Consider the following 22,396-nt stretch of genomic DNA (forward strand, 5'->3'; position numbering starts at 1 on the left):
GGATGGGTTTCTTTTATTAGGTCTGAATCGCTAGTGGTGCAATTCTTCTTCGTTTTCCTGTAAGGGAATGTGTTGGGGCACGAAATCCTGCCCTGGAATGATATATTCCCCGTTTTCATAGGTCTTGCTGTAATCGTATGCCCATCGGTGTACCTCTGGGATCTCACCTGGCCAGTTACCGTGGATGTGCTCCATTGGGGCCGTCCACTCCAAGGTATTCGAGCTCCATGGGTTCATCGGGCCACGTTTTCCGTAGAAAATACTTCTGACGAAGTTGTAAACGAAAATCAATTGGGCCGCACCAGCGATCAGGGCGAAGGTGGTCATCAAGACCTGAACGTCGGTCAAATCGTCGAACATCGGAAAAGCGGTGTTCTCATAGTAACGTCTTGGCACACCCGCCATACCGACAAAGTGCATCGGGAAGAATACCCCATAGGCACAGATCGCGGTAATCCAGAAGTGGATGTATCCTAGGTTTTTGTTCATCATACGCCCTTGGAACATTTTCGGGAACCAGTGGTATACCCCTGCGAACAGTCCGTACAAGGCCGAAATTCCCATTACCAAGTGGAAGTGGGCCACTACGAAATACGTATCGTGCACATTGATATCCAGTGCACTATCCCCAAGGATGATCCCCGTCAATCCTCCAGTAATGAAGGTCGAGACCAAGCCGATCGAAAAGAGCATGGCCGGGTTCAGTTGCAGATTCCCTTTCCATAGGGTGGTGATGTAATTGAATGCTTTTACTGCGGAAGGAATCGCGATCAACAGGGTGGTAAAGGTAAATACGGACCCTAGGAACGGATTCATTCCTGAAATGAACATATGGTGCCCCCATACGATGGTCGAAAGGAAGGCGATCGCCAAAATCGAAGCGACCATGGCACGGTACCCGAAGATGGGTTTACGGGCGTTGGTCGACATGACCTCGGAGGTAATCCCCAAGGCGGGCAACAATACGATATATACTTCAGGGTGCCCCAAGAACCAGAACAGGTGTTCGTACAATACCGGAGAACCTCCTTGGTAATGCAAGACCTCCCCTTGGATGAAAATATCCGATAAGAAGAACGAAGTTCCAAAGCTCCTATCCATGATCAACAACAAGGCCGCTGACAACAAGACCGGGAACGAGATTACCCCGATAACCGCGGTAATGAAGAACGCCCAGATGGTCAAAGGCAAACGGGTCATTGACATCCCTTTGGTACGCAGGTTGAGTACGGTCACGATATAGTTCAATGATCCCAATAGGGAGGAAGCGATGAAAATCGCCATCGAAACCAACCAAAGGGTCATCCCTGCGCCGGATCCCGGTTGGGCCATCGGCAGGGCACTCAATGGCGGATAAATCGTCCAACCCGCTGCCGCTGGTCCGGCTTCGACGAAAATCGAAATGACCATGATCACGGTAGAGATGAAGAACAGCCAATACGAAATCATGTTCAAAAACCCAGAGGCCATATCACGCGCACCGATCTGCAATGGAATCAAGAGGTTACTGAAGGTACCACTTAATCCGGCGGTGAGCACGAAGAATACCATGATGGTTCCGTGCATGGTGATCAAGGCCAAATAGACATCGGCATCCATCACCCCGTCTGGGGCCCATTTCCCTAGTAGGGCTTCAAAAATCGAAAAGGACTCCCCTGGCCAAGCCAACTGCATACGGAACAGCAATGACATTGCGATTCCGATAAAGCCCATAATCAACACCCCAGTGATGAAATACTGCTTCGCAATCATCTTGTGGTCTTGACTGAAGATGTACTTGGTTATGAACGTTTCTTTGTGATGATGTCCGTGATCGTCGTGTCCAGTGCCTGACATAATCGTTTTTTTTATTTTGTTTCTTTTTCTAGCCTAATTTATTCCGCGGGTGCCATGGTGTCCCCAAAGGTTGCTTGTTCGGCAATCCACTTGTTGTATTCCTCCTCGGTCTCCACAATGATCTTCAACTGCATGTTGTAATGTGACTTTCCACAGATCTTGTTGCAGAGCAACACATAATCGAATTCCCAAGGATCTGAATTCGGTTCTCCCCTAGCTGCTTTCGGCGCCCTGATGGCGTTCACCCGTCTGACCTTTTCGACCACTTCGGGATTCAACCGCATTTCTTCGGTGGTGATGGTCGGGGTAAACGAAAACTGGGTGATCATACCGGGCACACAGTTCATTTGCGCCCTAAAATGGGGCATGTATGCCGAGTGCAATACGTCTTGCGAACGCATGTAAAAGTTCACCTTGCGGCCGACCGGTAAATGCAATTCCTTGACAATAACATCATCGGCCCCGTTGGGATCCGATTCATCAAGACCCAATACATTGGCCCGATCGATATCGATCAAGCGAACGCTGGCATCCCCCAATACGTTGTCATCGCCCCCATAACGTGCCGTCCAGTTGAACTGCTGGGCATAAAGCTCTACTATCAGCGGATCGTCTTCCTCGTTCACGTCCATGATCTCAGTCCAGTAATACAATCCTGAAATGATCAATCCGGCCAATACGATCACCGGAATGATGGTCCAAATGAACTCCAAACGGTCGTTATCGGCATAGAACAAGGCTTTTTTCCCTTCCTCGCCCCGGTATTTGTATCCGAAGTAGTGTAAAAGGGCTTGGGTAATGGTCTGAACGAAGAAGATCACCGCGAAGGAAATCCACATCAACAGGTCGTAGTTGCCACCGTGGGCCGAGGCCGCTTCGGGCAACAATACTTTCGTATACTTCGCAAAGCTGAAAATGGTGATTCCGTAAATGAAGATCAAAAAGGCGAACAACAGGTAGCCGTTGGTCTTATTGTCGGAGTCGTTTGCGATTTCTGATTTCGATTGATCAGCTTTGAGTTGGGACAGTTCGAATATCTTGGTCATCTGCCAAATTGCGATGGCCACCAGAACTAGAACCGTTAATACCAATAATGTCGTCATTGCTTACTTACTTTCTCTATCAATTTTAGTAATGGAACTGTCTACTTTCTTCAATAAACGGATTGCGTTTCGGCGTGAGCTCTTCTTTGGTCAAGGCATTGAATACCCAGAAAATGAACAGCCCGGCGAAAAAGAGGATACCCCCGATCTCAGGGATACCGATATGCCAGTTCTCCCCTACCGTTGCCGGCATTACCATATTGAAAACATCCAAATAGTGTCCGAATAGAATGATGATACCCGCCATGATCACGAACCAGTTCACCCGCTTGTAGTCACTGTTCATCAACACCAACAAAGGGAAAATGAAGTTCATGGCCAACATGCCGAAGAACGGCAGTTTATAGTGCTCGATCCGCGTCACGAAATAGGTGACTTCTTCAGGGATGTTCGCATACCAGATCAACATGAACTGGCTGAACCATAGATAGGTCCAGAAAATACTGATCCCAAACATGAACTTCGCCAAATCGTGGATGTGGCTATCGTTCACTTCCGGCAACAACCCCTTAGACTTGAGATAAATGGTCACCATGGCAATAACCGTAATACCACTGACGAACATGCTGGCGAACACGTACCATCCGAATAGCGTACTGAACCAGTGTGGGTCAAGGCTCATGATCCAATCCCATGACATCATGGATTCGGAAATCAGATAAAAGACCAAAAAGGCGGCCGATATCCTGAAGTTCAATTTGAATTTTGAATTGTCATCCGACGCATCTTGTGCCAACGACAGCTTTCTTGAATATTGGCGATAAGCGATCCAACCTCCAAGGAAGATGGCGGCCCTGACCAAGAAAAAGGTCGGGTTCAAATAGCCTTTCTTGCCTTGAAGCAGTTTATCGTGTGCCACGACATCGGCATCCATCCAAGTGAACATGTGGTTCATGTGCAAGACGGAAAGTACCAAGATGACGAAAACGATGATCCCTCCGGGCACCAAATAGGCGGTAATCCCTTCCATGACCCGAAACAATAAGGGCGCCCAACCTGCCTGTGCCGCGCGATTGACGGCGTAAAACGCCAGGGTCCCCAAGGATATCATAAAGAAAAAGAAGGCCGCTACGTACAAGGCCGACCATGGGCGGTTCTGCAATTGGTGGAAAACGTGCTCATCATGGGCAGCGTCGTGGTGACCATCGCCATGGGCGTCGGCTACGGCATGCGTATCGTGACCGGCTTCTTCACCGTGATGGGCGGCCTCTCCATGGCCACCATGTCCATCATCATGGGCAGCGGCCACAATGGCCTTTGCCTCTTCCGGGGTAGAAGGTGCACTTAGAAAACCTGAAACCAGGCAAATCGCCCCAACGGCCATCAAAATGTATGATGTAATCTTCAATCGATTTGAAAACGTGTACTTCATGCTTGTTTTCTTATTTGGATAGGTCTTCCTTTAGTTTAATCACGTACTCGGCCACTTGCCACATCTCTTCTTCGCTACTGAACTGGGCCGCGTAGGATCCCATGGAGTTCAATCCGTAGTACATGGTGTGGTATGTGCTTCCGACGGTAATATTCCGCGCTACGTCATCATAGCTGGGAACACCCAATATTTTCTCACGCTTGACCAAGGTTCCTTGGCCTTTTCCTTTATTGCCGTGGCAGATGGCGCAGTACACGTCATACAGCTCCTTACCCTTAGCCAAATTGGCCTCTTGGCTCAACGAATCCAACGGACTGGGTTGCAAACGCGCCAATTCCTTTCCTGCGGGATCGTTGGCGAATTCGTAGGGCATCCATTCCCTGGAAATGGTTTTCGCCGGGGGCACCATGGCCTCCGTTCCTTGCGGGAACAATCCGTTATCGATCCCTTGATAGGTCTCGTAACCGACCGGTTCATACATGTTCGGCATGTATTGGTAATTCGGTTCGTTCTTGTCAAAGCAAGACGATACCATGACCAATACCATTATCCCTAAACCTAATGATGCGAATCGCTTCATGCTATGCTTCTTTGTCTTTAACTGTTACTTCGATGGCACCGGTCTCGACCAATAGTGCTTTCAATTCGTTTTCGTTGCCATGTACCCCGACTTCCATCAAGAAATGATCATCGGTCGTACGTACATCCGGGTTCTCGGCCTTTTTGAAGGGCCACATCCTACTTCTTAGGTAAAAGGTGATCACCATCAAGTGGGCGGCGAAGAATACGGTCAACTCGAACATGATCGGCACGAAAGCCGGCATGTTCTCCAAATAACTGAAACTCGGTTTACCACCGATATCCTGCGGCCAATCTTCGATCATGATGTAGTTCATCATGGTTATCGCCACGGTAAGGCCCAAACAGCCGTACATGAACGAGGTGATGGCGATTCGGGTATCTTCAAGGCCCATGGCCTTGTCGAGTCCGTGCACCGGAAAAGGGGTATATACCTCTTCGATATGGTGATGCGCGGCACGTACCTTTTTGACGGCGTGCATCAATATGTCATCATCGTTGTAAACGGCGTGTATCACTTTCGATGCCATAATCAGTCTTTCTTATTTAGTTTTTTCGCCTGGCCAGCCCAATCATCACGCTGGGCCCGTCCTGGGAATTTCTGCGTAATCGAATCCAACAGATCGTATTCCTTTTGGGTCATTTTGCTGACCTGGGCAAAAGTGAATATTCCGATTTGGTTCAAGATCTCTTCCATTTGCGGTCCGATGCCTTTGACCTTCTGCAATTCGTCAGGGGTATCGTTATCCTTATCGAACACCCCGATAGTATCCAACAAAGAGGCTACTTTTTCGCTGGTATCACCGGCTTCTTCTTGCTTGGGGGCTTCGGTAACGGTAGCGGTACCATTGGGCATGCTGTACAATGGTTGGCCGGCATCCCTTAATTTCTTATAGCGCTCCCCAGAGGATTTCAAAATGGATTTTACCTCGGCCTGTGCAATGACCGGGAAGGTCCTTGAGTACAATAGGAAGAGTACGAAGAAGAACCCGATCGTTCCGATAAAGATCCCCACGTCGACGAAGGTCGGGGAGAACATGGTCCATGATGATGGCAGGTAATCCCTGTGCAAGGAGGTTACAATGATCACGAAACGCTCGAACCACATCCCGATATTCACCACAATGGAAATGAAGAACGAGAACATGATGCTGGTACGCAATTTCTTGAACCACATGAACTGTGGCGAGAATACGTTACAGGTCATCATCGACCAGTAGGCCCACCAGTAAGGACCTGTCGCCCTGTTCAAGAAGGCGTATTGTTCGTATTCGACACCAGAGTACCAAGCGATGAACAATTCGGTGATGTAGGCACAACCTACGATCGAACCGGTGATCATGATCACGATGTTCATCAATTCGATATGCTGTACGGTAATATAGGCCTCGAGATTACATACTTTACGCATGATGATCAACAAGGTCTGCACCATAGCGAAGCCGGAGAAAATCGCACCGGCGACGAAATAAGGTGGGAAAATCGTGGTGTGCCATCCTGGAATGACCGAGGTGGCGAAGTCAAAAGATACGATGGTGTGTACCGAAAGTACCAGTGGGGTGGCCAAACCGGCCAATACCAAGGATACTTCCTCGAAACGCTGCCAGTCTTTGGCACGGCCCGTCCATCCGAAGCTCAATAGGCTGTAAATCTTCTTTTGGAACGGTTTTACCGCACGGTCACGGATCATGGCGAAGTCAGGCAACAAGCCCGTCCACCAGAACACCAAGGATACGGATAAATAGGTCGAAATCGCGAATACGTCCCAAAGGAGTGGCGAGTTGAAGTTCACCCATAGGGAACCGAATTGGTTCGGGATGGGCAATACCCAGTAGGCCAACCAAGGACGCCCCATGTGGATGATCGGGAACAATCCGGCCTGGATTACCGAGAAAATCGTCATCGCCTCCGCGGAACGGTTGATGGCCATTCTCCATTTTTGACGGAATAGTAAAAGTACTGCGGAAATTAAGGTTCCCGCGTGACCGATACCGACCCACCATACAAAGTTGGTAATGTCCCAAGCCCAGTTCACGGTCTTGTTCAATCCCCAGACCCCGATTCCAGTAGAAATGGTGTAAATAATACATCCTAGACCCCAAAGGAAGGCCACAAGGGCAATGGAAAAGACGATCCACCAGTGCTTGTTGGCTTTTCCCTCGACCGGTCTGGCGATGTCAACAGAGACATCATGATAGCCTTTGTCACCAAGTACTAGGGGTTTTCGAATAGGTGCTTCGTAATGCGACGCCATAATCTATATCTAGTTTCTTGCTTATTGTTTGGTTATGCTTCGTTGGTATTTCTCACTTTCACATGATAGAACACGTTCGGCTTGGTGCCTACATGCTCCAACAGGTGGTACATTCTATCATCTTCCTTCAACTCAGCAACTTTACTTTCAGAATCGTTGATGTCACCGAAAACGATCGCCCCACTGCTACAGGCAGAAGAACAAGCGGTTTGGAACTCACCGTCTTTTACTGGACGGCCATCACGTTTGGCATCCAAAATCGTCTTTTGCGTCATTTGGATACATAAGGAGCATTTTTCCATGACCCCTCTTGAACGAACGTTGACATCAGGGTTCAAGACCATCTTGCCCAAATCGTTGTTCATATTGTAATCGAACTCGTCGTTGTTGTTGTATAGGAACCAGTTGAACCTTCGTACTTTGTACGGACAGTTGTTCGCACAGTAGCGGGTACCGACGCATCGGTTGTAAGCCATGTGGTTCTGACCTTGACGGCTATGGGCCGTTGCGGCCACAGGACAAACGGTCTCACAAGGTGCGTGGTTACAGTGCTGGCACATGACCGGCTGGAAGGCCACTTGAGGATTTGCGGATGGATTCTCCATCTCACCGAACCCACCAAGGGATCCATTGTCGCCCCAAAGTCCGTCCATACTGTCTTTCTTCTCGTTATCACCGTCGAAGGTATCTTCGGAAGAATAGTAACGGTCGATTCGCAACCAGTGCATATCGCGCGAACGGCGCATTTCTTGCTTTCCGACCACGGGAACATTGTTTTCTGCATGACAAGCGATGACACAAGCCCCACAACCTGTACAGGCATTGAGGTCGATCGACATATTGAAATGATGCCCGATCGAACGGTCGAATTCTTGCCACAGGTCTACCGAGGTAGCCGGTACTTCTTGGTGGTCCAAAGACACCTCGGGAACCGGGTTCCATATGTGATGGTCTTTGGTGTTGAAAATCTCCAAGGTGGTTTCCTTGATGATATCACCACGTCCCATTAAGGTATTGTGCAACTGTACGCAAGCGAACTCGTGGTTGCCGGCCGCTTTGCTGAGCGAAACGGATTGTACGTTGTTGAAATCTTTATAGAGTTTGTAGGCATTGACACCGGTCTTCATCTCAGACTTCATACCGGCATTTCGGCCGTAACCGAAAGATAGTCCTACCGTATCATTGGCCTGCCCAGGCTGGATGATCACCGGCACGTTTTCCAAGGTGACCCCATCTACGGTCACATTGGCATAACTTCCGTCCAAACCTCCGTTGGCCACGTTCTCGTTTACGAAACCAAGCTTTTCGGCATCGGCTTTGGAAACGGTGACATAGTTATCCCAGGAGACCCGTGAAATTGGATCCGGGAATTCCTGCAACCAAGGGTTGTTGGCTTGTTTACCGTCACCCATACCGACTTTGGCGTACAACATCAATTCCATTCCGGAACTGGTCGAGTTGGCCAAGGCACGCACGGCAGCGGCCATGGAATCGACAGTATTGCTTGTTTCAGCCTCGTCTTCGGCGGCCGCATCCGTCGATGCCTCTTCCGTTGCCGAAGCGGTCATGGTATATACCCCATCTTGCAGGGCCTTGTTCCACCCCGAACCGTTCAGTACGGTGGTTTCCCAATTGGATTTCAAATACTCGTAATAGCTTTGTTCGCTGCCCATCCACTGGAGAAGGCAATTTTGGAATTGTCGGGTATCGAACAGCTCACGGATGGTGGGCTGCATCAGGCTCATCTGGCCTTTCTTCATTTCGACATCACCCCATGATTCCAAATAGTGTGAAGCGGCTGCCACATATTGTGCGGCTTCTGCGGTTTCATCATTATTGAAGGCACAGCTCACCGTCATACTGACTTTGCCCATTCCTTCTTGGAAATCGGCCGCGTTCGGAAGGGTGTACAAAGGATTGACCCCGTCCATCAACAAAGCCGCCACTTTACCGGCCTTCATATCGGCGATCAAGCGGTTCAGTTTTGCTGTATTTCCTTCCCTAACATATTTTGGGCGTTCGGCATCAAAGGCCTCACTTTGGATCAATGCGTTAATGGCCAATACCACGGCTTGGGCATTGCTATCGTTCAACCCGCAAACCACAACGGCTTTGCTACCCGCCTTGCGGATCTCAGCTGCGACTTGATCGACGATACCGTCGATATCGGAGCTACCCCCACTGACCGTACTGCCGTTCAACTTGCCGAACAACTTGGCCAAGGCGACTTTCATACCTGCAGCATTCAAAGGAACACGTTTATCGGCATTGGCGCCGGTCAATGACATGTTCGATTCGAAATGGATGTGTCGCGACATCTTGCCTTCGTGGGGCACCCTGCCTTTGGCATAGCCCGAATCATAGCCACCACCTTGCCAATCACCAAGGAAATCGGCAGCAAAGGAAACGATGACGGATGCTTTGCTAAAATCGTAATCGGCCAAGGCGCGTTCGCCATAAGCCGCTTCGTATGCATTCAATGCCGCATCTTCAGCAATGGCATCATAAGCGACATGGGTCACGTTGCCATAGGCCGCAGTAAAATCGGCAATCAATTTTTTGGTTGTGGGACTGGCATAACTCTGCGTCAACAAAGCGATTTGCTTTCCAGAGTTTTTCGCAGCGGTCAAGGTGCCTTTGACCCGAAGGTCCAAATCTTCCCAAGCGATCGCCTCCCCATTGAAGGTCGGTCCTTGCAAACGCTTGCTATCATACAAGCTCAATACGGATGCATTGACCCGAGCGTTGGCCCCACCATTGGTCATGGCCAAATCGTTGTTCTCGATTTTGATCGGACGCCCTTCGCGGGTCTTGACCAAAACACTGGCAAAATCATAGCCATCGGCGATGGAGGTGGCGTAATAGTTCGCCACACCTGGAACGATACTCTCTGGCTGAACGACGTAAGGGATCGATTTTTTCACCGGACCCTCACAGGCCGCCAATGAGGCCGCCGCGGTACTGAACCCGACGTACTTCAAAAAATCCCTTCGCGAAGTATTCGAATCGGCCAAGTTCTCTTGGTCACCCAAAAACTCATCTACGGGGATATGCTCGGTAAATTCGTTTTGTCGTAGCGTCTCAACAATGGAATCGTTCGGATTCAACTCCGCTTCACTTTTCCAATATTTCTTGTTTGATGCCATATGATTATTGCAATATCTTCTTAAAAATTAATAGTGGCATTTTCCACATTCCAATCCACCCATCTGCGCTGCCGTCAACTCTTCGACGCCATACTTTTTGGAAAGCTCTTCATGGATCTTGGCGTAGTATTCGTTATCGGCCACTTGAACATTCGTTTCACGGTGACAGTTGATACACCATCCCATGGTCAAGGGCGAGTATTGGTACATGATCTCCATTTCCTCAACGGGACCGTGACAGGTCTGACACTCGATCTTACCGACCTCAACGTGCTGTGAGTGGTTGAAGTAAGCGAAATCGGGCAGGTTGTGGATACGCACCCATTCTACAGGCTGCGATTCACCGGTGTACTTTTGGTTTTCCTCATCCCAACCGACGGCTTTGTACAATTTCTTGATTTCCTTGGTGTAGAACTCATTGGTGTAGCCATTGGCCAAATCTTCGGCGCTTGGGCCTTCAGGATTGCCCGTGTACTCGTAGATCGACTTATGGCAATTCATACACACGTTGAGCGATGGGATACCGGAATGCTTCGACACCCTTGCCGAGGAGTGACAATACTTACACTCGATTTTATTATCACCAGCGTGGATTTTGTGGGAATAGTGTATGGGTTGTACCGGAGCATAGCCTTGGTCGATGCCGATTTGGCTCATCCAAGCGTAAGCGAAGTAGGCACTGCCTAACAAAAAGACGACAACGGTACAGAACACCAAAAACTGGTTTTGCACAAAAGCCTTCCATAGCGGGGTGCGCTTCTCGGCATCGGCACGGACCACTTCGACCCCATTGGCCTCTGCAATTTTGCGAAGGGTGCTGTTCACCAAGAACAACATCACTACCAAAAGTCCGAAGACCAGGACCAGGGCCCCAAGAATAATCTCATTTGAAATACCCCCTGTGTCAGGAGCTCCTTCTCCACCTCCTCCACCAGTCGGAGGGACAACGACCGGAGTTGGCGCCGGGGCAGCCGTATAGGCCAGGATGTCATTGATATCTTGATTGCTCAAGGTCGGAAAAGCGGTCATGGCCGCTTGGTTGTACTCCGCATAAATCTTATTGGCATAACTATCGCCAGAAGAAATAACACCTGCACTGTTTTTCACCCAAGCGTAGATCCACTCACAGTCCAATCCCTCTTCTTCCGTCAATCTTGTTGCCACATTGGCCAAGGCCGGACCGGTCATCTTGCGGTTTAAGGCATGGCAGGCCGCACAATTCTGATTGAAAAGTTGCTTCCCTTTCACGGCATCACCAGGACCACAGACACCTTCGGCTGCCGGTTCGGCGGCCGCAGGATCTTCTTGTGCTGTTATGGGTGATGAAAAAAGTTGGAGTAGTAGGAGTAAACTAAGACCAAAAACTTTTGAAAATTGAATACGGTTTAGAACCTTTTTCATATTTGTGTAATTTCAATCGAAATCTTGGCACGATAATTTCTTCTGATACTGTGAAATTTAGCTATTACCGGTGCTCAAATTGCAGACAAAAATACGACACAGCGCGTATTTTTGAAATGTTAAGGGATTTATAATTAATAATTTATACGGATTCTAAATAACGATTTTTTTAGAAGTTTGCGAACGAAAAAATTACTTTTGTGCAAACGCCTTACTTACAACACCTTAAGCGCTATGAAAACCCCATTATTCCTAGTCATTTCAGTACTTTTCCTCAGTAACGCACACGCCCAGGAAGGACGGGTGGTCATCGAGCAGGACCCCCGCATTTCGGAGCTTCTGGAAGTCTACAAATCGGTCAATTCGAAGACGGGTTTTTACCAAATACAAGTGGGTTTCAAGAGCAATGACGAGGCCGCCCAAAGGCTGTACGACCAAGTACGTGTCGATTTCCCTGGATGGCATGCCGAGATCAAGTTTTTCCAGCCAACCTATAGGGTGCGCGTGGGTAAATTCAAGGACGCTTTGGAAGCCGAACGCAAATACCTCGAAGTACGCAAAAAATACCCCAATGCCATGCTGCTCAAACCTGAGCAGACCGGCAATTGATCGCTTTCGTTTTTAATCGTGGTTTCGAAAAATCTTTAGAGCTTTTTCTTGACCGCCACCTCTTCAAAGGCCTCGATCGTATCGTCGATACGGATGTCGTTGTAGTTTTTCACCTGAAGTCCGCAATCGTATCCTTTGGATACTTCCTTGACATCGTCCTTGAAACGTTTCAAAGAAGCCAGTTCTCCGGTAAAGATCACCACACCATCACGGATCAAACGTATTTGCGAGTTTCGGAAGATCTTACCACTGGTCACCATACAACCTGCGATAGTACCGATTTTCGAGATCTTGAAGGTTTCCCTGATCTCGGCGTTACCGGTGATCTCTTCCTTCAATTCAGGCGATAACATGCCCTCCATGGCGTCTTTCAGATCGTTGATAGCGTCATAGATGATCGAATACATTCGGATATCGATTTCTTCCTTATCGGCAACGGCACGGGCATTACCCATAGGTCGCACGTTAAAGCCGATAATGATTGCATCGGAAGCACTGGCCAACAAGACATCGGACTCCGTAATCGCCCCGACCCCTTTGTGGATGATATTCACTTGAATCTCATCGGTAGAGAGTTTCTGGAACGAATCGGTCAAGGCTTCCACCGAACCGTCGACATCCCCTTTCAGGATGATGTTCAATTCCTGGAAATCGCCCAATGCGATACGACGGCCGATCTCATCCAAGGTGATGTGTCGTTGCGTACGCACCGATTGCTCGCGCTGGAGTTGGGAACGCTTGGTCGCGATTTGCTTGGCCTCACGTTCATCTTCCAACACATTGAACTTATCACCGGCCTGAGGGGCACCATCGAGACCCAAAATGGAAATCGGGGTGGCCGGACCGGCTTTTTTGATGTTTTTACCACGTTCGTCTTGCATGGCCTTGACTTTACCACTACAAGTACCCGCTAAGACATAATCACCGATCTGTAGGGTACCGGTCTGTACCAGGATGGTAGAAACGTATCCTCGGCCTTTGTCCAAGAACGCCTCGACGACGGTACCTGAAGCCAAACGATCAGGATTGGCCTTCAATTCCAACAGCTCTGCTTCGAGCAAGACTTTCTCCAATAGTTCTTTGACCCCTTGACCGGTTTTGGCCGAAATGTCGTGCGATTGGATCTTACCGCCCCAATCTTCGACCAGGAGGTTCATGGCCGCAAGACCTTCTTTGATCTTATCAGGGTTCGCCGTTGGCTTATCGATTTTGTTGATCGCGAATACGATCGGTACGCCAGCGGCTTGCGCGTGGCTGATCGCCTCTTTGGTCTGCGGCATGATGTCATCATCGGCCGCGACTACGATGATCGCGATATCGGTCACCTGCGCACCCCTGGCCCGCATCGCGGTAAAGGCTTCGTGACCCGGTGTATCCAAAAAGGTGATTTTCTGACCGTCTTCCAAAGTGACACCATAAGCGCCGATGTGCTGGGTAATGCCCCCACTCTCGCCGGCGATGACGTTTTCTTCACGGATATAATCGAGTAAAGAGGTCTTACCATGATCGACGTGACCCATAACGGTCACGATCGGTGCACGACCGACCAAATCTTCCGGATCGTCTTCGATGACCTCGATGGCCTCTTCGATCTCGGCAGTGACGAATTCGACTTCGAACCCGAATTCATCAGCGACTATGGATAGGGTTTCGGCATCCAAACGTTGGTTCAAGGTCACCATCATGCCCAGCGACATACAAGCCGAGATGATCTCGGTGGTCGACACGTCCATCATGGTTGCCACTTCGTTGACCGTTACGAACTCGGTCACTTTCAAGAGTTTGCTTTCGCGTTCTTGTTGTTCGAGGTCTTTTTCGGTCTGCTGGCGGTGCAGATCCCGCTTTTCACGGCGGTACTTGGCACCCTTGCCCTTGTTGGCTTTTCCTTGGAGTTTCTCCAAGGTTTCGCGTACCTGCTTTTGTACTTCTTCTTCGGTAGGCTCTACCTTGGGTACATTGGAACGTTGGTTGCCACGGCGGTTGCCCGGACGGCCACGGTTATCGGACTGTCCGTTGGTATTGCTGACGATACGCTTTCTTCTGCGTTTACGCTCCGCGTTTTGGCCATTTGCCGGTTTGGCTTCTTCTTTTTTCTTTTTGGGTTTCTCGAACTTGGAAAGGTCGATTTTGTCACCCGTGATCTTCGGTCCTGAAAGCTTTTGGTATTTCGTTTCGATGGCCTGGGGCTTCTCAGGGGTCGCCGCCGGGGTCTCTGGCTTGCTTTCAACGACCGGTGCCGCTTTGGGGGCCTCTTTCTTTTCTTCTTTCGGAGGGGCTGGTGCCGGGGCTTCCTTTTGCTCGACCGGTTTTTCTTCTTTGACCGGTTCGGGCTTCTTGTCCAAGTCGATCTTGCCGACGGTTTTCGGACCTGTCAATTCGGCTTTCGCCTTGATTACAGGTTCGGCAGCGGCCATGCGCTGCTCACGGGCCAAACGACGCTCTTCTTGCTCTTGTTCGAGCTGCAATCGAAGTTCTTCCTTCTCCTTGCGTTTTTCCTCGCTGACCTCTTTGGACGCAACACGCTTGCTCTTATCTGTCTGGAATTCATCCAGCAGTACTTGATACACCTCATCCGAGATCTTTGTCGTAGGCCTTGCTTCTATCTCGTGACCTTGAGCCACAAGATAGTCAACGGCCCGATCTAGCGAAATGTTCAATTCCCTAAGAACCTTGTTTAATCGTATTGTTGGGTTTCCTGCCATATACTCGTTGCTATCCCTCTAAAATTCGGTGCTAATATAAGTTTAATCTTCAAATTCCTCTTTCAGTATCCGCACAACTTCAGCCACTGTCTCTTCTTCCAAATCGGTACGTTTCACCAAATCGTTCGCATCTTGCTCCAAAACGCTTCGCGCGGTATCCAATCCGATCTTTTTGAATTCCTCGATGATCCATCCTTCGATCTCATCGGAAAACTCGGTCAATTCGACATCTTCTTCGACACCTTCACGGAATACATCGATCTCATAACCGGTCAACTGGCCTGCCAAACGGATATTATGCCCTCCGCGACCGATGGCCTTTGAAACCTCTTCAGGTTTGAGATAGACCTGTGCGGTCATTTTCTCGTCGTTCAATTTGACCGAAGTCACCCTTGCCGGGCTTAAGGCCCTTGTGACCATCAATTGGGAATTGTTGGTCCAATTGATGACATCGATATTCTCATTGCCCAATTCACGGACGATACCGTGGATCCGTGATCCTTTCATACCCACACAGGCTCCTACCGGATCGATGCGATCGTCATAAGAGTCTACGGCCACTTTGGCCTTTTCACCGGGAATGCGTACTGCTTTCTTAATCGTAATCAGACCGTCGAAGACTTCCGGGATCTCTTGGAAGAACAACTGCTCCAAGAATTTAGGGGAGGTCCGTGACATGATGATCGACGGTTTGGTGCCTTTCAAATCAACGCTCTCAATGATCCCCCTGACATTGTCGCCTTTCCTGAAAAAGTCGGACGGAATCTGTTTGTCTTTGGGCATGATGATTTCGTTACCCTCGTCATCCAAAAGGATGATGGCCTTGTGGCGGATATGGTGTACCTCAGCGGTATAGATCTCACCTTCAAGATCCTTGAACTGCTTGTAGATCGTCGTGTTATCGTGTTCATGGATTTTCGAAATCAGGTTTTGACGCAAGGCCAATATGGCCCTACGGCCCAAATCCATCAATTTCACTTCTTCCGAAACATCTTCCCCTACTTCGAAATCGGGCTCGATCTTCCGGGCATCCGTCAACGAAATTTCCTCATTGGGTTCTTCGACTTCCCCATCCTCAACAACGATTCGGTTTCTCCAAATCTCCAAATCCCCTTTATCGGGGTTGATGATGATATCGAAGTTCTCATCAGAACCGAACTTTTTCTTTAAGGCATTTCGGAAGACATCCTCCAAAATCGCCATTAAGGTCACCCTATCTATAAACTTATCATCCTTGAACTCTGAAAAGGATTCAATAAGCGCCAGATTTTCCATTTTGAACTACAATTAAAATTTTAATACCACTTTTGCTTCTTCGATGTCAGCGTAGCCAATTTCCATTCGCTTCTGCACCGTATGTTTTCCCTTGCCCACCGGCTTGGGTTCGCGTGCCTTCCATTCGAGCACGATACCGTCTTTATCACTGGCGGTCAAATTACCCTCAACAGTAGTACCGTTGGTCTTGACCTCGAGTTTACGTCCTACGTTTTTTTGAAACTGCCTGGGCAGTACCAAGGGCGATGTGGCCCCGGCTGACGTGACCTCCAACGCAAAATCGTTTTCCTCACGATCAAGGTTATGTTCGATAGCCCTACTGATTTCCATGCAATCGCTCAAATTGACCCCTTGATCTCCGTCGAGGACGATCTTAATGCGAAAATCGGCCCCTACTGAAAAGTCGATCAAAAAAAGATCGGGCCTGTTTTCCAGGGCCTTATCCAACAACTCGGTTACCGTCTCTTTGAACATCGGATTTTGGTAAAAGAAGAGGGGACTCGAAGTCCCCTCATGAATACGTTGATATCCTTTCAGCGGTGCAAATATACGATAAATCATGAGTTTGCAAAAATCGGCCGTGTTTCAATATTCCTTACATTTAGAAGGCAAGAAAACCACAAACCAAAAGCACGTCATGAAAAAACCAACCCTTTGCATCGTAGTCCTATTCGTATTCGTCTTGGGCGGCTGTTCTTCGTATCTGACCAGTTCGGAAAACGTCAGTAACCTAAAGAATGCCTATGAGAAGATCCTCGTAGTCGGCCGGTCAAAAGACAATACCGCCAGGGTCAAGTTCGAAAACAGCATCGTCGCCCAATTAAAGGAACAGGGGATACAGGCCATTGCCTCCCACAATTCAACACGCATCCTTGACATTACCAAGACGTATAGCGAAAGCGAATTGGCCGCCTTGAAAAAAGCCTTGTTGGCCCAAGGATTCGACGGCGCCATCGTCACGAATTTGATCAATACCGAAGCCTATACCGATGTCGTCGCAGGTGGCTCATCGACCACATACGTGCCGACTCGGGTCGGTCGGTTCGGTCGGTATCTGGCCTACTACCCCATCACCACCTGGGAACCGGACCAATTGAAAAGCGGCACGAAATATATTTTTGAAAGTAGTCTGTACCGCATCGAGAAAGGAACTGGCGAAAACCTGCAATGGGTCGGTCGATTCGAATTGAAAGACCCTTCGAGTTTAAAAACGGCCACGTCGAATTATGCCAAAGACCTGACCAAGGCTTTGATCAAAAGCAGTATATCGAACGGTAGCGGGCAATAAAGGGTTCATTTCGGCTTCACCAGATTGTAATGGAGTCCAAACGCGAGGTTGTTGAACCCTTGAAAGGTATAGTCGAGATTGATCCGAAAACGGCTCAATCGTAGGCTGGCACCAAGACTGCCTTTCAATCCGGAAATATCGCCCTGTACATCAAAGGGATCGACAAAATCCAATGTTTCGGTTTCGGTCTCGATCGTGTAGGTGCCCTTGAGTACGTAATTCGATTTGCCGCGCACGTAGCCGAAACCGCCATATACATTCAATTTCGGGAATTTCGTTGACGCCAAACCTTCGACCAACCAGGAGTTCAAAAAGGCATCGATGCGTTGGCCTTCACCGGTCACGAACCCATCGGTCTTGAACTCGTATTCGGCATCCAATCGGGTAAAGGCCCCGAATACCGCGATGGAAACGGGCCAATTCGACATCGCCTTGATGCTTTGGCCCAACTCGTGCTTTAGCCCGAAACCAAAAATACCCAAGGTCGCATCATCGATTTTCAGTTTGGGAAAAAAGCGAAACCCGATTTCCGTATCGTAAGGGAGGCCCATGGAAGCCTGCACGAAGACATTCGGCAACAGGTTGGTCGAAAACAATCCGATACCCGTGGGGGCATCAAAAATGAATTCCTCATCATTATAGGTGCCGACAAAGGTGACTTCGGAAGTTTCGCTACCTAAAATCGTCGGTATCCGAACCCGGTTCGCACCCCCCAATACCTCTAAGTTATCGATGGCGCTAATGTCGATTTCCTTGAACAGTTTCTCACTGGGTACAAAGGATCCATTGGCCACTAAGGCGATATCCAATTCCCAAGGCTTTTTGACCTGGGCAGAATGATTCCATGCCCCGGTTAATCCATACAACAAACCCTCACTCAGGGGTTCTAGATAAAGCGACGCAAGTTCTTCTGCGGTCTCGACCCCCAAAATCAGGTAGTTCTTTATTTCAAGGTTGCTTTGGGCCAGAGCCTGGGAGCAGGCCATGATAGTTAGTAAGAGACCATATGTGAAGCGGCGCCTCATCGTTGTTTCAAAAACTTCCCGATGACCACTGCTGTAATGATCACCAGATAAAACTGGCCCGTCAGACCGACCAAGATCGCGGCTTTTTGGGCGATGGGGATTACCGGTACGATTTCACCATAACCGATGGTCAACAAGGTAATAAAGGAATAGTACATGATGCCCTCACTGAACATGACCAGATCATCGGGGTTCAAAAGGACCCCTTGAAAGGCCCCCGGATGCGTTAGTTCGATTGACATAAAGAGGAAAAATCCTAAAAATCCCAGTGAAATATACCCGCTCATTAAGCCAAGTACGACATTCTTCCCGACCACCTCGGCTTTCCATACCTGCATGATGATATGCCAAGCGACCACAATGTGGAAAATGAAATAAATGGTCAGGCGGATGAAAATATCGTTGGGCGATTCGCGTCGATCGATCAAGGAGCTTCCGAAAATAAAGGCAGAAACGGCGAACAACCCTAAAAAGAACCAAGCCAGCTTCTTTTTTTCAGAAAGCATGAGCACCCCAGCCAATATGCTGGTCAGATACATCAAGGGTAAGACGACCCGGTCATAAAAGCCCGCGGGAAAGATCAAGGCGCCGAAAAGAATAGCGCATTGAATTGCCAAGAAAATCTCAAATCGAAATCGGTACAGATAGGCGATCGTCTTGGTCATGGGCATTAGTTTCGCTTAGTCTTCCAATAAGGCATCGTTGAATTCATACCCCTTGTATCCTACTTTGAACAGTGCGCTGTATACGGCGGGAATGAACAGCAAGGTGATGATGGTACCAAAGAGCAAGCCTACCATAATGCTGACGGCCATACCTTCCCACATTTCGCCACCGCTCAAGTACAAGGGGATCAGTCCCAGTACCGTTGTGAAGGTCGCCAGGAGAATCGGGCGGAATCGTTGCAAACAGGCCGCAATGACCGCATCTTGTTCGTTCCTACCCAAATCGCGCTGCTCGATCTCCATACGGTCGATCAATACAATGGCGTTGTTGATTACGATCCCAGCCAAAGAAATCACCCCAAGAAAGGGCATGAAACCAAAGGGTTCTTGAAAAACCAACAATCCGATGACCACACCGATGATCGCCAGTGGAATCGTCATGACCACCATCCCCATTTTCCGGAAGGAGTTGAACTGGATGATCAGCAGCAATACGATGATAAAACCGGAAACCGGTAGGTAACCGATGACCGAACCCATACTCTCTGCCGTATTCTCGGCATCACCCCCAAATTTATAAGAATAGTTGTCGGGCCAGGTCTTAACTTGTTCTTCGAGCCAAGGAGTGATCGCAGCCGTAATCGCCGAGGCATTCGCCCCTTCGCGCAGCTCACTACTGATATTGATCGTCCGCCTCAAGTCAAGGCGTTTGATTTTGGAATATTGCCATTCCGGAACGATCGAGGCCACTTGGAGCAAGGGCACACTTTTACCGGTGGATTGCGAATAGATATTCAGTGTCTCCAACGAGCCCAAGCTTTGTTGTTGGTTCGCATCACTTCGCATCAGGATCGGGATCGATTTATCGTCTTCACGATATTCCCCGGTCTGGAAACCATCCAAAACGGTTTGTAGAGAGGTCGCGATATCTTGACTGGTCACTCCCACCATTTGCGCCCGGTTCTGATCGATCTCGATCAAGAACTTCTTACTCTTCGGCCCCCAATCGTCTTTGATGTTCTTGGTGCCCGAAATGGAGGATAGCTGGATCTTCACCTGTTCGGAGATTTTCGAAAGCGCATCGGGGTCATCGCCCGAGACCTTGATCTCAATGGGTGTTCCACCACCCCCTGCGGCCAAGAAGCCTACTTTGATATCGGCATTCGGAAAATTCTCAAAACAATACCCATCAAGTTTCTCGATCATGGCGTTGTTCTCATTGAACGAAGTGGTATTCACCAAAATATGCGCGTAATTCGAATTCGCCTCATCAGGCGAATACCCCAAATCATAGGATTCGGGACCCTCACCGATATAAGAGGACCAATCGACGATGCCCAATTCACGATTTCCGGCGATCTTCAACGAATCGGTCATGTATTGTTCGATTTGGGCCACGACATGTTGGGTGGTCTCGATCTTGTTGCCTTCGGGCAGGTTAATGTCCACAGTGATCATATTCCGGTCGCTATCCGGAAAGAAGATGAACGGTATTTTCGTGAAGCCGAATAAGGACACGAAAAAGGCCAATAAGATCATTCCGATGACCTTGTACTTATTCCCCAAAGCCCAAAGAATAAGATCTTTGTAATAGGTCTTCAACACCAAAATGGTCCGGTCGATGAGGCTGGGTTTCTTTTCCCCCTTGGGCACCACCTTCAAAAACAAGTAGCAGAACATGGTGATGACCGTCAAGGCAATGATCCAGGATGACATCAGGGCAATCGTGATCACAACGAATATCGGACCTACGATATCACCCATGGTCGTCGGCGATAGGTAGAATGACAAAAATGCCGCCGAGGTGGTCAAGGTCGAAATCAATAAGGGCATCCATAACTCGCTAAAGGCTTCAATGGCGGCCTGTTTCTTTTCAATTCCTTGTTCCAATTTGACCATGATGGTCTCTGCAACGACGATGGCATTGTCGACCAACATCCCCAAAGCCATGATCAAAGCGGCCAGGGTGACCTGGTTCAGGCCAACATTGATCAGCCCCATGATCATCAGGGTCATAATGGTCACGATCGGAATCAGACTGGCAATGACCAATCCGGTGCGTACCCCCAAGAATACCAGCATCACCAAAAGGACGATACCGATGGATTGCATGAGGTTGACGATAAAGTCGCTGACCTTGACTTCAATATAGGTATCCAAAGAAGAAACCCGTGTCAATTCCAATCCGACCGGCAGGCGTTCTTGCCAATTGTTAACGATGCGGTTCACTTCTTCACCCAGGGCGACGATGTTCTTGTTTTCTTTAAGGTTTACGTGCAAAGAGATGGCCTCGCGACCGTTCACACTGACAATCTGCGTAGGTGGGTCGACATAACCTTTTACCACATTGGTGATATCGCCCAATTTGACCAATTGGGTGCCGTTGCCTACCGGAATCAACATGTCTTTGATGTCATCGACCGAATTGAAATTCCCTGTCGGTTCGAGAATGATCCGTTCGTCACCGACATTGACCTGACCCCCTGAATTTAATATGTTCGTTGCTCCGATACGCTGTTGTAAGATCGAAGCGGAAAGGTTGTACTCCTTGAGTCTTGAATCATCGAACTCCACAAAGACCCGTTCTTCTTGCGCCCCGCCCAGTTCGACTTTGGCCGCATCGGGCAGCTTGATCAAGTCGTCTTTGATATCATCGGCGTATTCTTTCATTTCGGCATACGAATAGCCGTCGGAAGTCAATCCGACCACGATGCCGTACACCTCCCCGATCCCATCATCGTTTAGGTTGGGGGTTACCCCACTGGGAAGCCCTTGCAAGGCATTCAGTTTTCTTCGCAAGCGATCCCATACCGCTTGCATATCGGCCTCGGCCACTTCGTCTTTCAGGGTCACGCTCACTACCGAAAGCCCGGTCCTTGAGGTACTCGACACTTCGTCAAGCTCAGGTAATTCTTGGGCGACCTTTTCGATCTTATCGGTGACAAGCTGCTCGACCCGCTCAGGGCTGGCCCCGGGAAACTGGGAGACCACGGTAGCGACCCGCACCGTGTACGGCGGCATGCTGTCACGGGATAGGTTAAGGTACATGGCCAATCCCAAAAGGATGATCGTAGCCAGCACCATGAAGGTGATCCGATTTTTTTCTATGGAAAACTTTGCGAGGTTCATGCGGTCGGTTTT

Annotated in this window: 16 protein-coding genes; 2 read left to right on the forward strand and 14 right to left on the reverse strand. The window is 49.1% G+C overall.

Features of this window, described 5'->3' with window-relative positions:
• Positions 1-30: 30 nt before the first annotated feature.
• Genes ABV409_RS01470 through ABV409_RS01505 form a run of 8 tightly spaced genes read right to left on the reverse strand, consistent with a single transcriptional unit; the run spans position 31 to position 11,691 of the window.
• Entirely contained in the window at positions 31-1,836 is a 1,806-nt protein-coding gene (locus tag ABV409_RS01470; RefSeq protein ID WP_353875766.1) for a cytochrome c oxidase subunit I, read from the reverse strand.
• A 38-nt stretch (positions 1,837-1,874) separates the two neighbouring features.
• Complete coding sequence (locus tag ABV409_RS01475; protein WP_353875767.1) at positions 1,875-2,939, reverse strand: cytochrome c oxidase subunit II; 1,065 nt, start codon at positions 2,937-2,939, stop codon at positions 1,875-1,877.
• Positions 2,940-2,964: 25 nt separating this feature from the next.
• Entirely contained in the window at positions 2,965-4,311 is a 1,347-nt protein-coding gene (locus ABV409_RS01480; protein WP_353875768.1) for a quinol:cytochrome C oxidoreductase, read from the reverse strand.
• A gap of 10 nt (positions 4,312-4,321) precedes the next feature.
• Positions 4,322-4,891 carry a c-type cytochrome gene (locus tag ABV409_RS01485; protein ID WP_353875769.1) on the reverse strand — a complete coding sequence of 190 codons (570 nt, stop codon included), beginning with the start codon at positions 4,889-4,891 and terminating at the stop codon, positions 4,322-4,324.
• Between the two features lies 1 nt (position 4,892).
• The gene (locus ABV409_RS01490; protein WP_353875770.1) at positions 4,893-5,420 is read right to left on the reverse strand and encodes a DUF3341 domain-containing protein; all 528 of its coding nucleotides are present in this window, start codon (positions 5,418-5,420) and stop codon (positions 4,893-4,895) included.
• Between the two features lie 2 nt (positions 5,421-5,422).
• Positions 5,423-7,144, reverse strand: coding sequence for an NrfD/PsrC family molybdoenzyme membrane anchor subunit (nrfD, locus tag ABV409_RS01495; RefSeq protein WP_353875771.1), 1,722 nt, complete (start codon positions 7,142-7,144; stop codon positions 5,423-5,425).
• 32 nt (positions 7,145-7,176) lie between these two features.
• Positions 7,177-10,290 (reverse strand): TAT-variant-translocated molybdopterin oxidoreductase, encoded by a 3,114-nt coding sequence (locus tag ABV409_RS01500; RefSeq protein WP_353875772.1) that lies wholly within the window; start codon positions 10,288-10,290, stop codon positions 7,177-7,179.
• 27 nt (positions 10,291-10,317) lie between these two features.
• Positions 10,318-11,691 carry a c-type cytochrome gene (locus ABV409_RS01505; protein ID WP_353875773.1) on the reverse strand — a complete coding sequence of 458 codons (1,374 nt, stop codon included), beginning with the start codon at positions 11,689-11,691 and terminating at the stop codon, positions 10,318-10,320.
• 234 nt (positions 11,692-11,925) lie between these two features.
• On the opposite strand from ABV409_RS01505, the gene ABV409_RS01510 reads away from it, so the two are divergent.
• Positions 11,926-12,300 (forward strand): SPOR domain-containing protein, encoded by a 375-nt coding sequence (locus tag ABV409_RS01510; RefSeq protein ID WP_353875774.1) that lies wholly within the window; start codon positions 11,926-11,928, stop codon positions 12,298-12,300.
• 35 nt (positions 12,301-12,335) lie between these two features.
• Here the strand turns inward: ABV409_RS01510 and infB are convergent, their stop codons facing one another.
• The 3 genes from infB to rimP are packed head-to-tail and all read right to left on the reverse strand — an operon-like array spanning position 12,336 to position 16,751.
• On the reverse strand, positions 12,336-15,002 hold the full coding sequence (gene infB, locus ABV409_RS01515; protein ID WP_353875775.1) for a translation initiation factor IF-2: 2,667 nt from the start codon (positions 15,000-15,002) through the stop codon (positions 12,336-12,338).
• 42 nt (positions 15,003-15,044) lie between these two features.
• The gene (gene nusA, locus ABV409_RS01520) at positions 15,045-16,277 is read right to left on the reverse strand and encodes a transcription termination factor NusA (protein WP_353875776.1); all 1,233 of its coding nucleotides are present in this window, start codon (positions 16,275-16,277) and stop codon (positions 15,045-15,047) included.
• Positions 16,278-16,289: 12 nt separating this feature from the next.
• On the reverse strand, positions 16,290-16,751 hold the full coding sequence (gene rimP, locus ABV409_RS01525) for a ribosome assembly cofactor RimP (protein WP_353876872.1): 462 nt from the start codon (positions 16,749-16,751) through the stop codon (positions 16,290-16,292).
• 163 nt (positions 16,752-16,914) lie between these two features.
• On the opposite strand from rimP, the gene ABV409_RS01530 reads away from it, so the two are divergent.
• A complete protein-coding gene (locus ABV409_RS01530) occupies positions 16,915-17,565 on the forward strand; it encodes a hypothetical protein (RefSeq protein WP_353875777.1) in 651 nt (216 codons plus the stop codon).
• A 5-nt stretch (positions 17,566-17,570) separates the two neighbouring features.
• Here ABV409_RS01530 and ABV409_RS01535 read toward each other — a convergent pair whose 3' ends face one another.
• From ABV409_RS01535 to ABV409_RS01545, 3 genes are read right to left on the reverse strand one after another with little or no spacing between them, the layout of a single operon-like run.
• Positions 17,571-18,551: a DUF6588 family protein gene (locus tag ABV409_RS01535; RefSeq protein WP_489672204.1), complete on the reverse strand. Its 981-nt coding sequence runs from the start codon at positions 18,549-18,551 to the stop codon at positions 17,571-17,573.
• A 35-nt stretch (positions 18,552-18,586) separates the two neighbouring features.
• A complete protein-coding gene (locus ABV409_RS01540; protein ID WP_353875779.1) occupies positions 18,587-19,255 on the reverse strand; it encodes an ion channel in 669 nt (222 codons plus the stop codon).
• A gap of 15 nt (positions 19,256-19,270) precedes the next feature.
• Entirely contained in the window at positions 19,271-22,384 is a 3,114-nt protein-coding gene (locus ABV409_RS01545; RefSeq protein WP_353875780.1) for an efflux RND transporter permease subunit, read from the reverse strand.
• Positions 22,385-22,396 lie beyond the last annotated feature (12 nt).

It is taken from the genome of Flagellimonas algarum (assembly GCF_040513375.1).
GTDB classification, from domain to species: domain Bacteria; phylum Bacteroidota; class Bacteroidia; order Flavobacteriales; family Flavobacteriaceae; genus Flagellimonas_B; species Flagellimonas_B algarum.

Coding starts and splice junctions, on each gene's coding strand:
- ABV409_RS01505 (WP_353875773.1), bottom strand. CDS start 11,691: ATGAAAAAGGTTCTAAACCGTATTCAATTTTCAAAAGTTTTTGGTCTT.
- ABV409_RS01490 (WP_353875770.1), bottom strand. CDS start 5,420: ATGGCATCGAAAGTGATACACGCCGTTTACAACGATGATGACATATTG.
- infB (WP_353875775.1), bottom strand. CDS start 15,002: ATGGCAGGAAACCCAACAATACGATTAAACAAGGTTCTTAGGGAATTG.
- ABV409_RS01540 (WP_353875779.1), bottom strand. CDS start 19,255: ATGACCAAGACGATCGCCTATCTGTACCGATTTCGATTTGAGATTTTC.
- nusA (WP_353875776.1), bottom strand. CDS start 16,277: ATGGAAAATCTGGCGCTTATTGAATCCTTTTCAGAGTTCAAGGATGAT.
- ABV409_RS01510 (WP_353875774.1), top strand. CDS start 11,926: ATGAAAACCCCATTATTCCTAGTCATTTCAGTACTTTTCCTCAGTAAC.
- rimP (WP_353876872.1), bottom strand. CDS start 16,751: ATGTTCAAAGAGACGGTAACCGAGTTGTTGGATAAGGCCCTGGAAAAC.
- ABV409_RS01485 (WP_353875769.1), bottom strand. CDS start 4,891: ATGAAGCGATTCGCATCATTAGGTTTAGGGATAATGGTATTGGTCATG.
- ABV409_RS01475 (WP_353875767.1), bottom strand. CDS start 2,939: ATGACGACATTATTGGTATTAACGGTTCTAGTTCTGGTGGCCATCGCA.
- ABV409_RS01480 (WP_353875768.1), bottom strand. CDS start 4,311: ATGAAGTACACGTTTTCAAATCGATTGAAGATTACATCATACATTTTG.
- nrfD (WP_353875771.1), bottom strand. CDS start 7,144: ATGGCGTCGCATTACGAAGCACCTATTCGAAAACCCCTAGTACTTGGT.
- ABV409_RS01535 (WP_489672204.1), bottom strand. CDS start 18,551: ATGGCCTGCTCCCAGGCTCTGGCCCAAAGCAACCTTGAAATAAAGAAC.
- ABV409_RS01500 (WP_353875772.1), bottom strand. CDS start 10,290: ATGGCATCAAACAAGAAATATTGGAAAAGTGAAGCGGAGTTGAATCCG.
- ABV409_RS01470 (WP_353875766.1), bottom strand. CDS start 1,836: ATGTCAGGCACTGGACACGACGATCACGGACATCATCACAAAGAAACG.
- ABV409_RS01545 (WP_353875780.1), bottom strand. CDS start 22,384: ATGAACCTCGCAAAGTTTTCCATAGAAAAAAATCGGATCACCTTCATG.
- ABV409_RS01530 (WP_353875777.1), top strand. CDS start 16,915: ATGAAAAAACCAACCCTTTGCATCGTAGTCCTATTCGTATTCGTCTTG.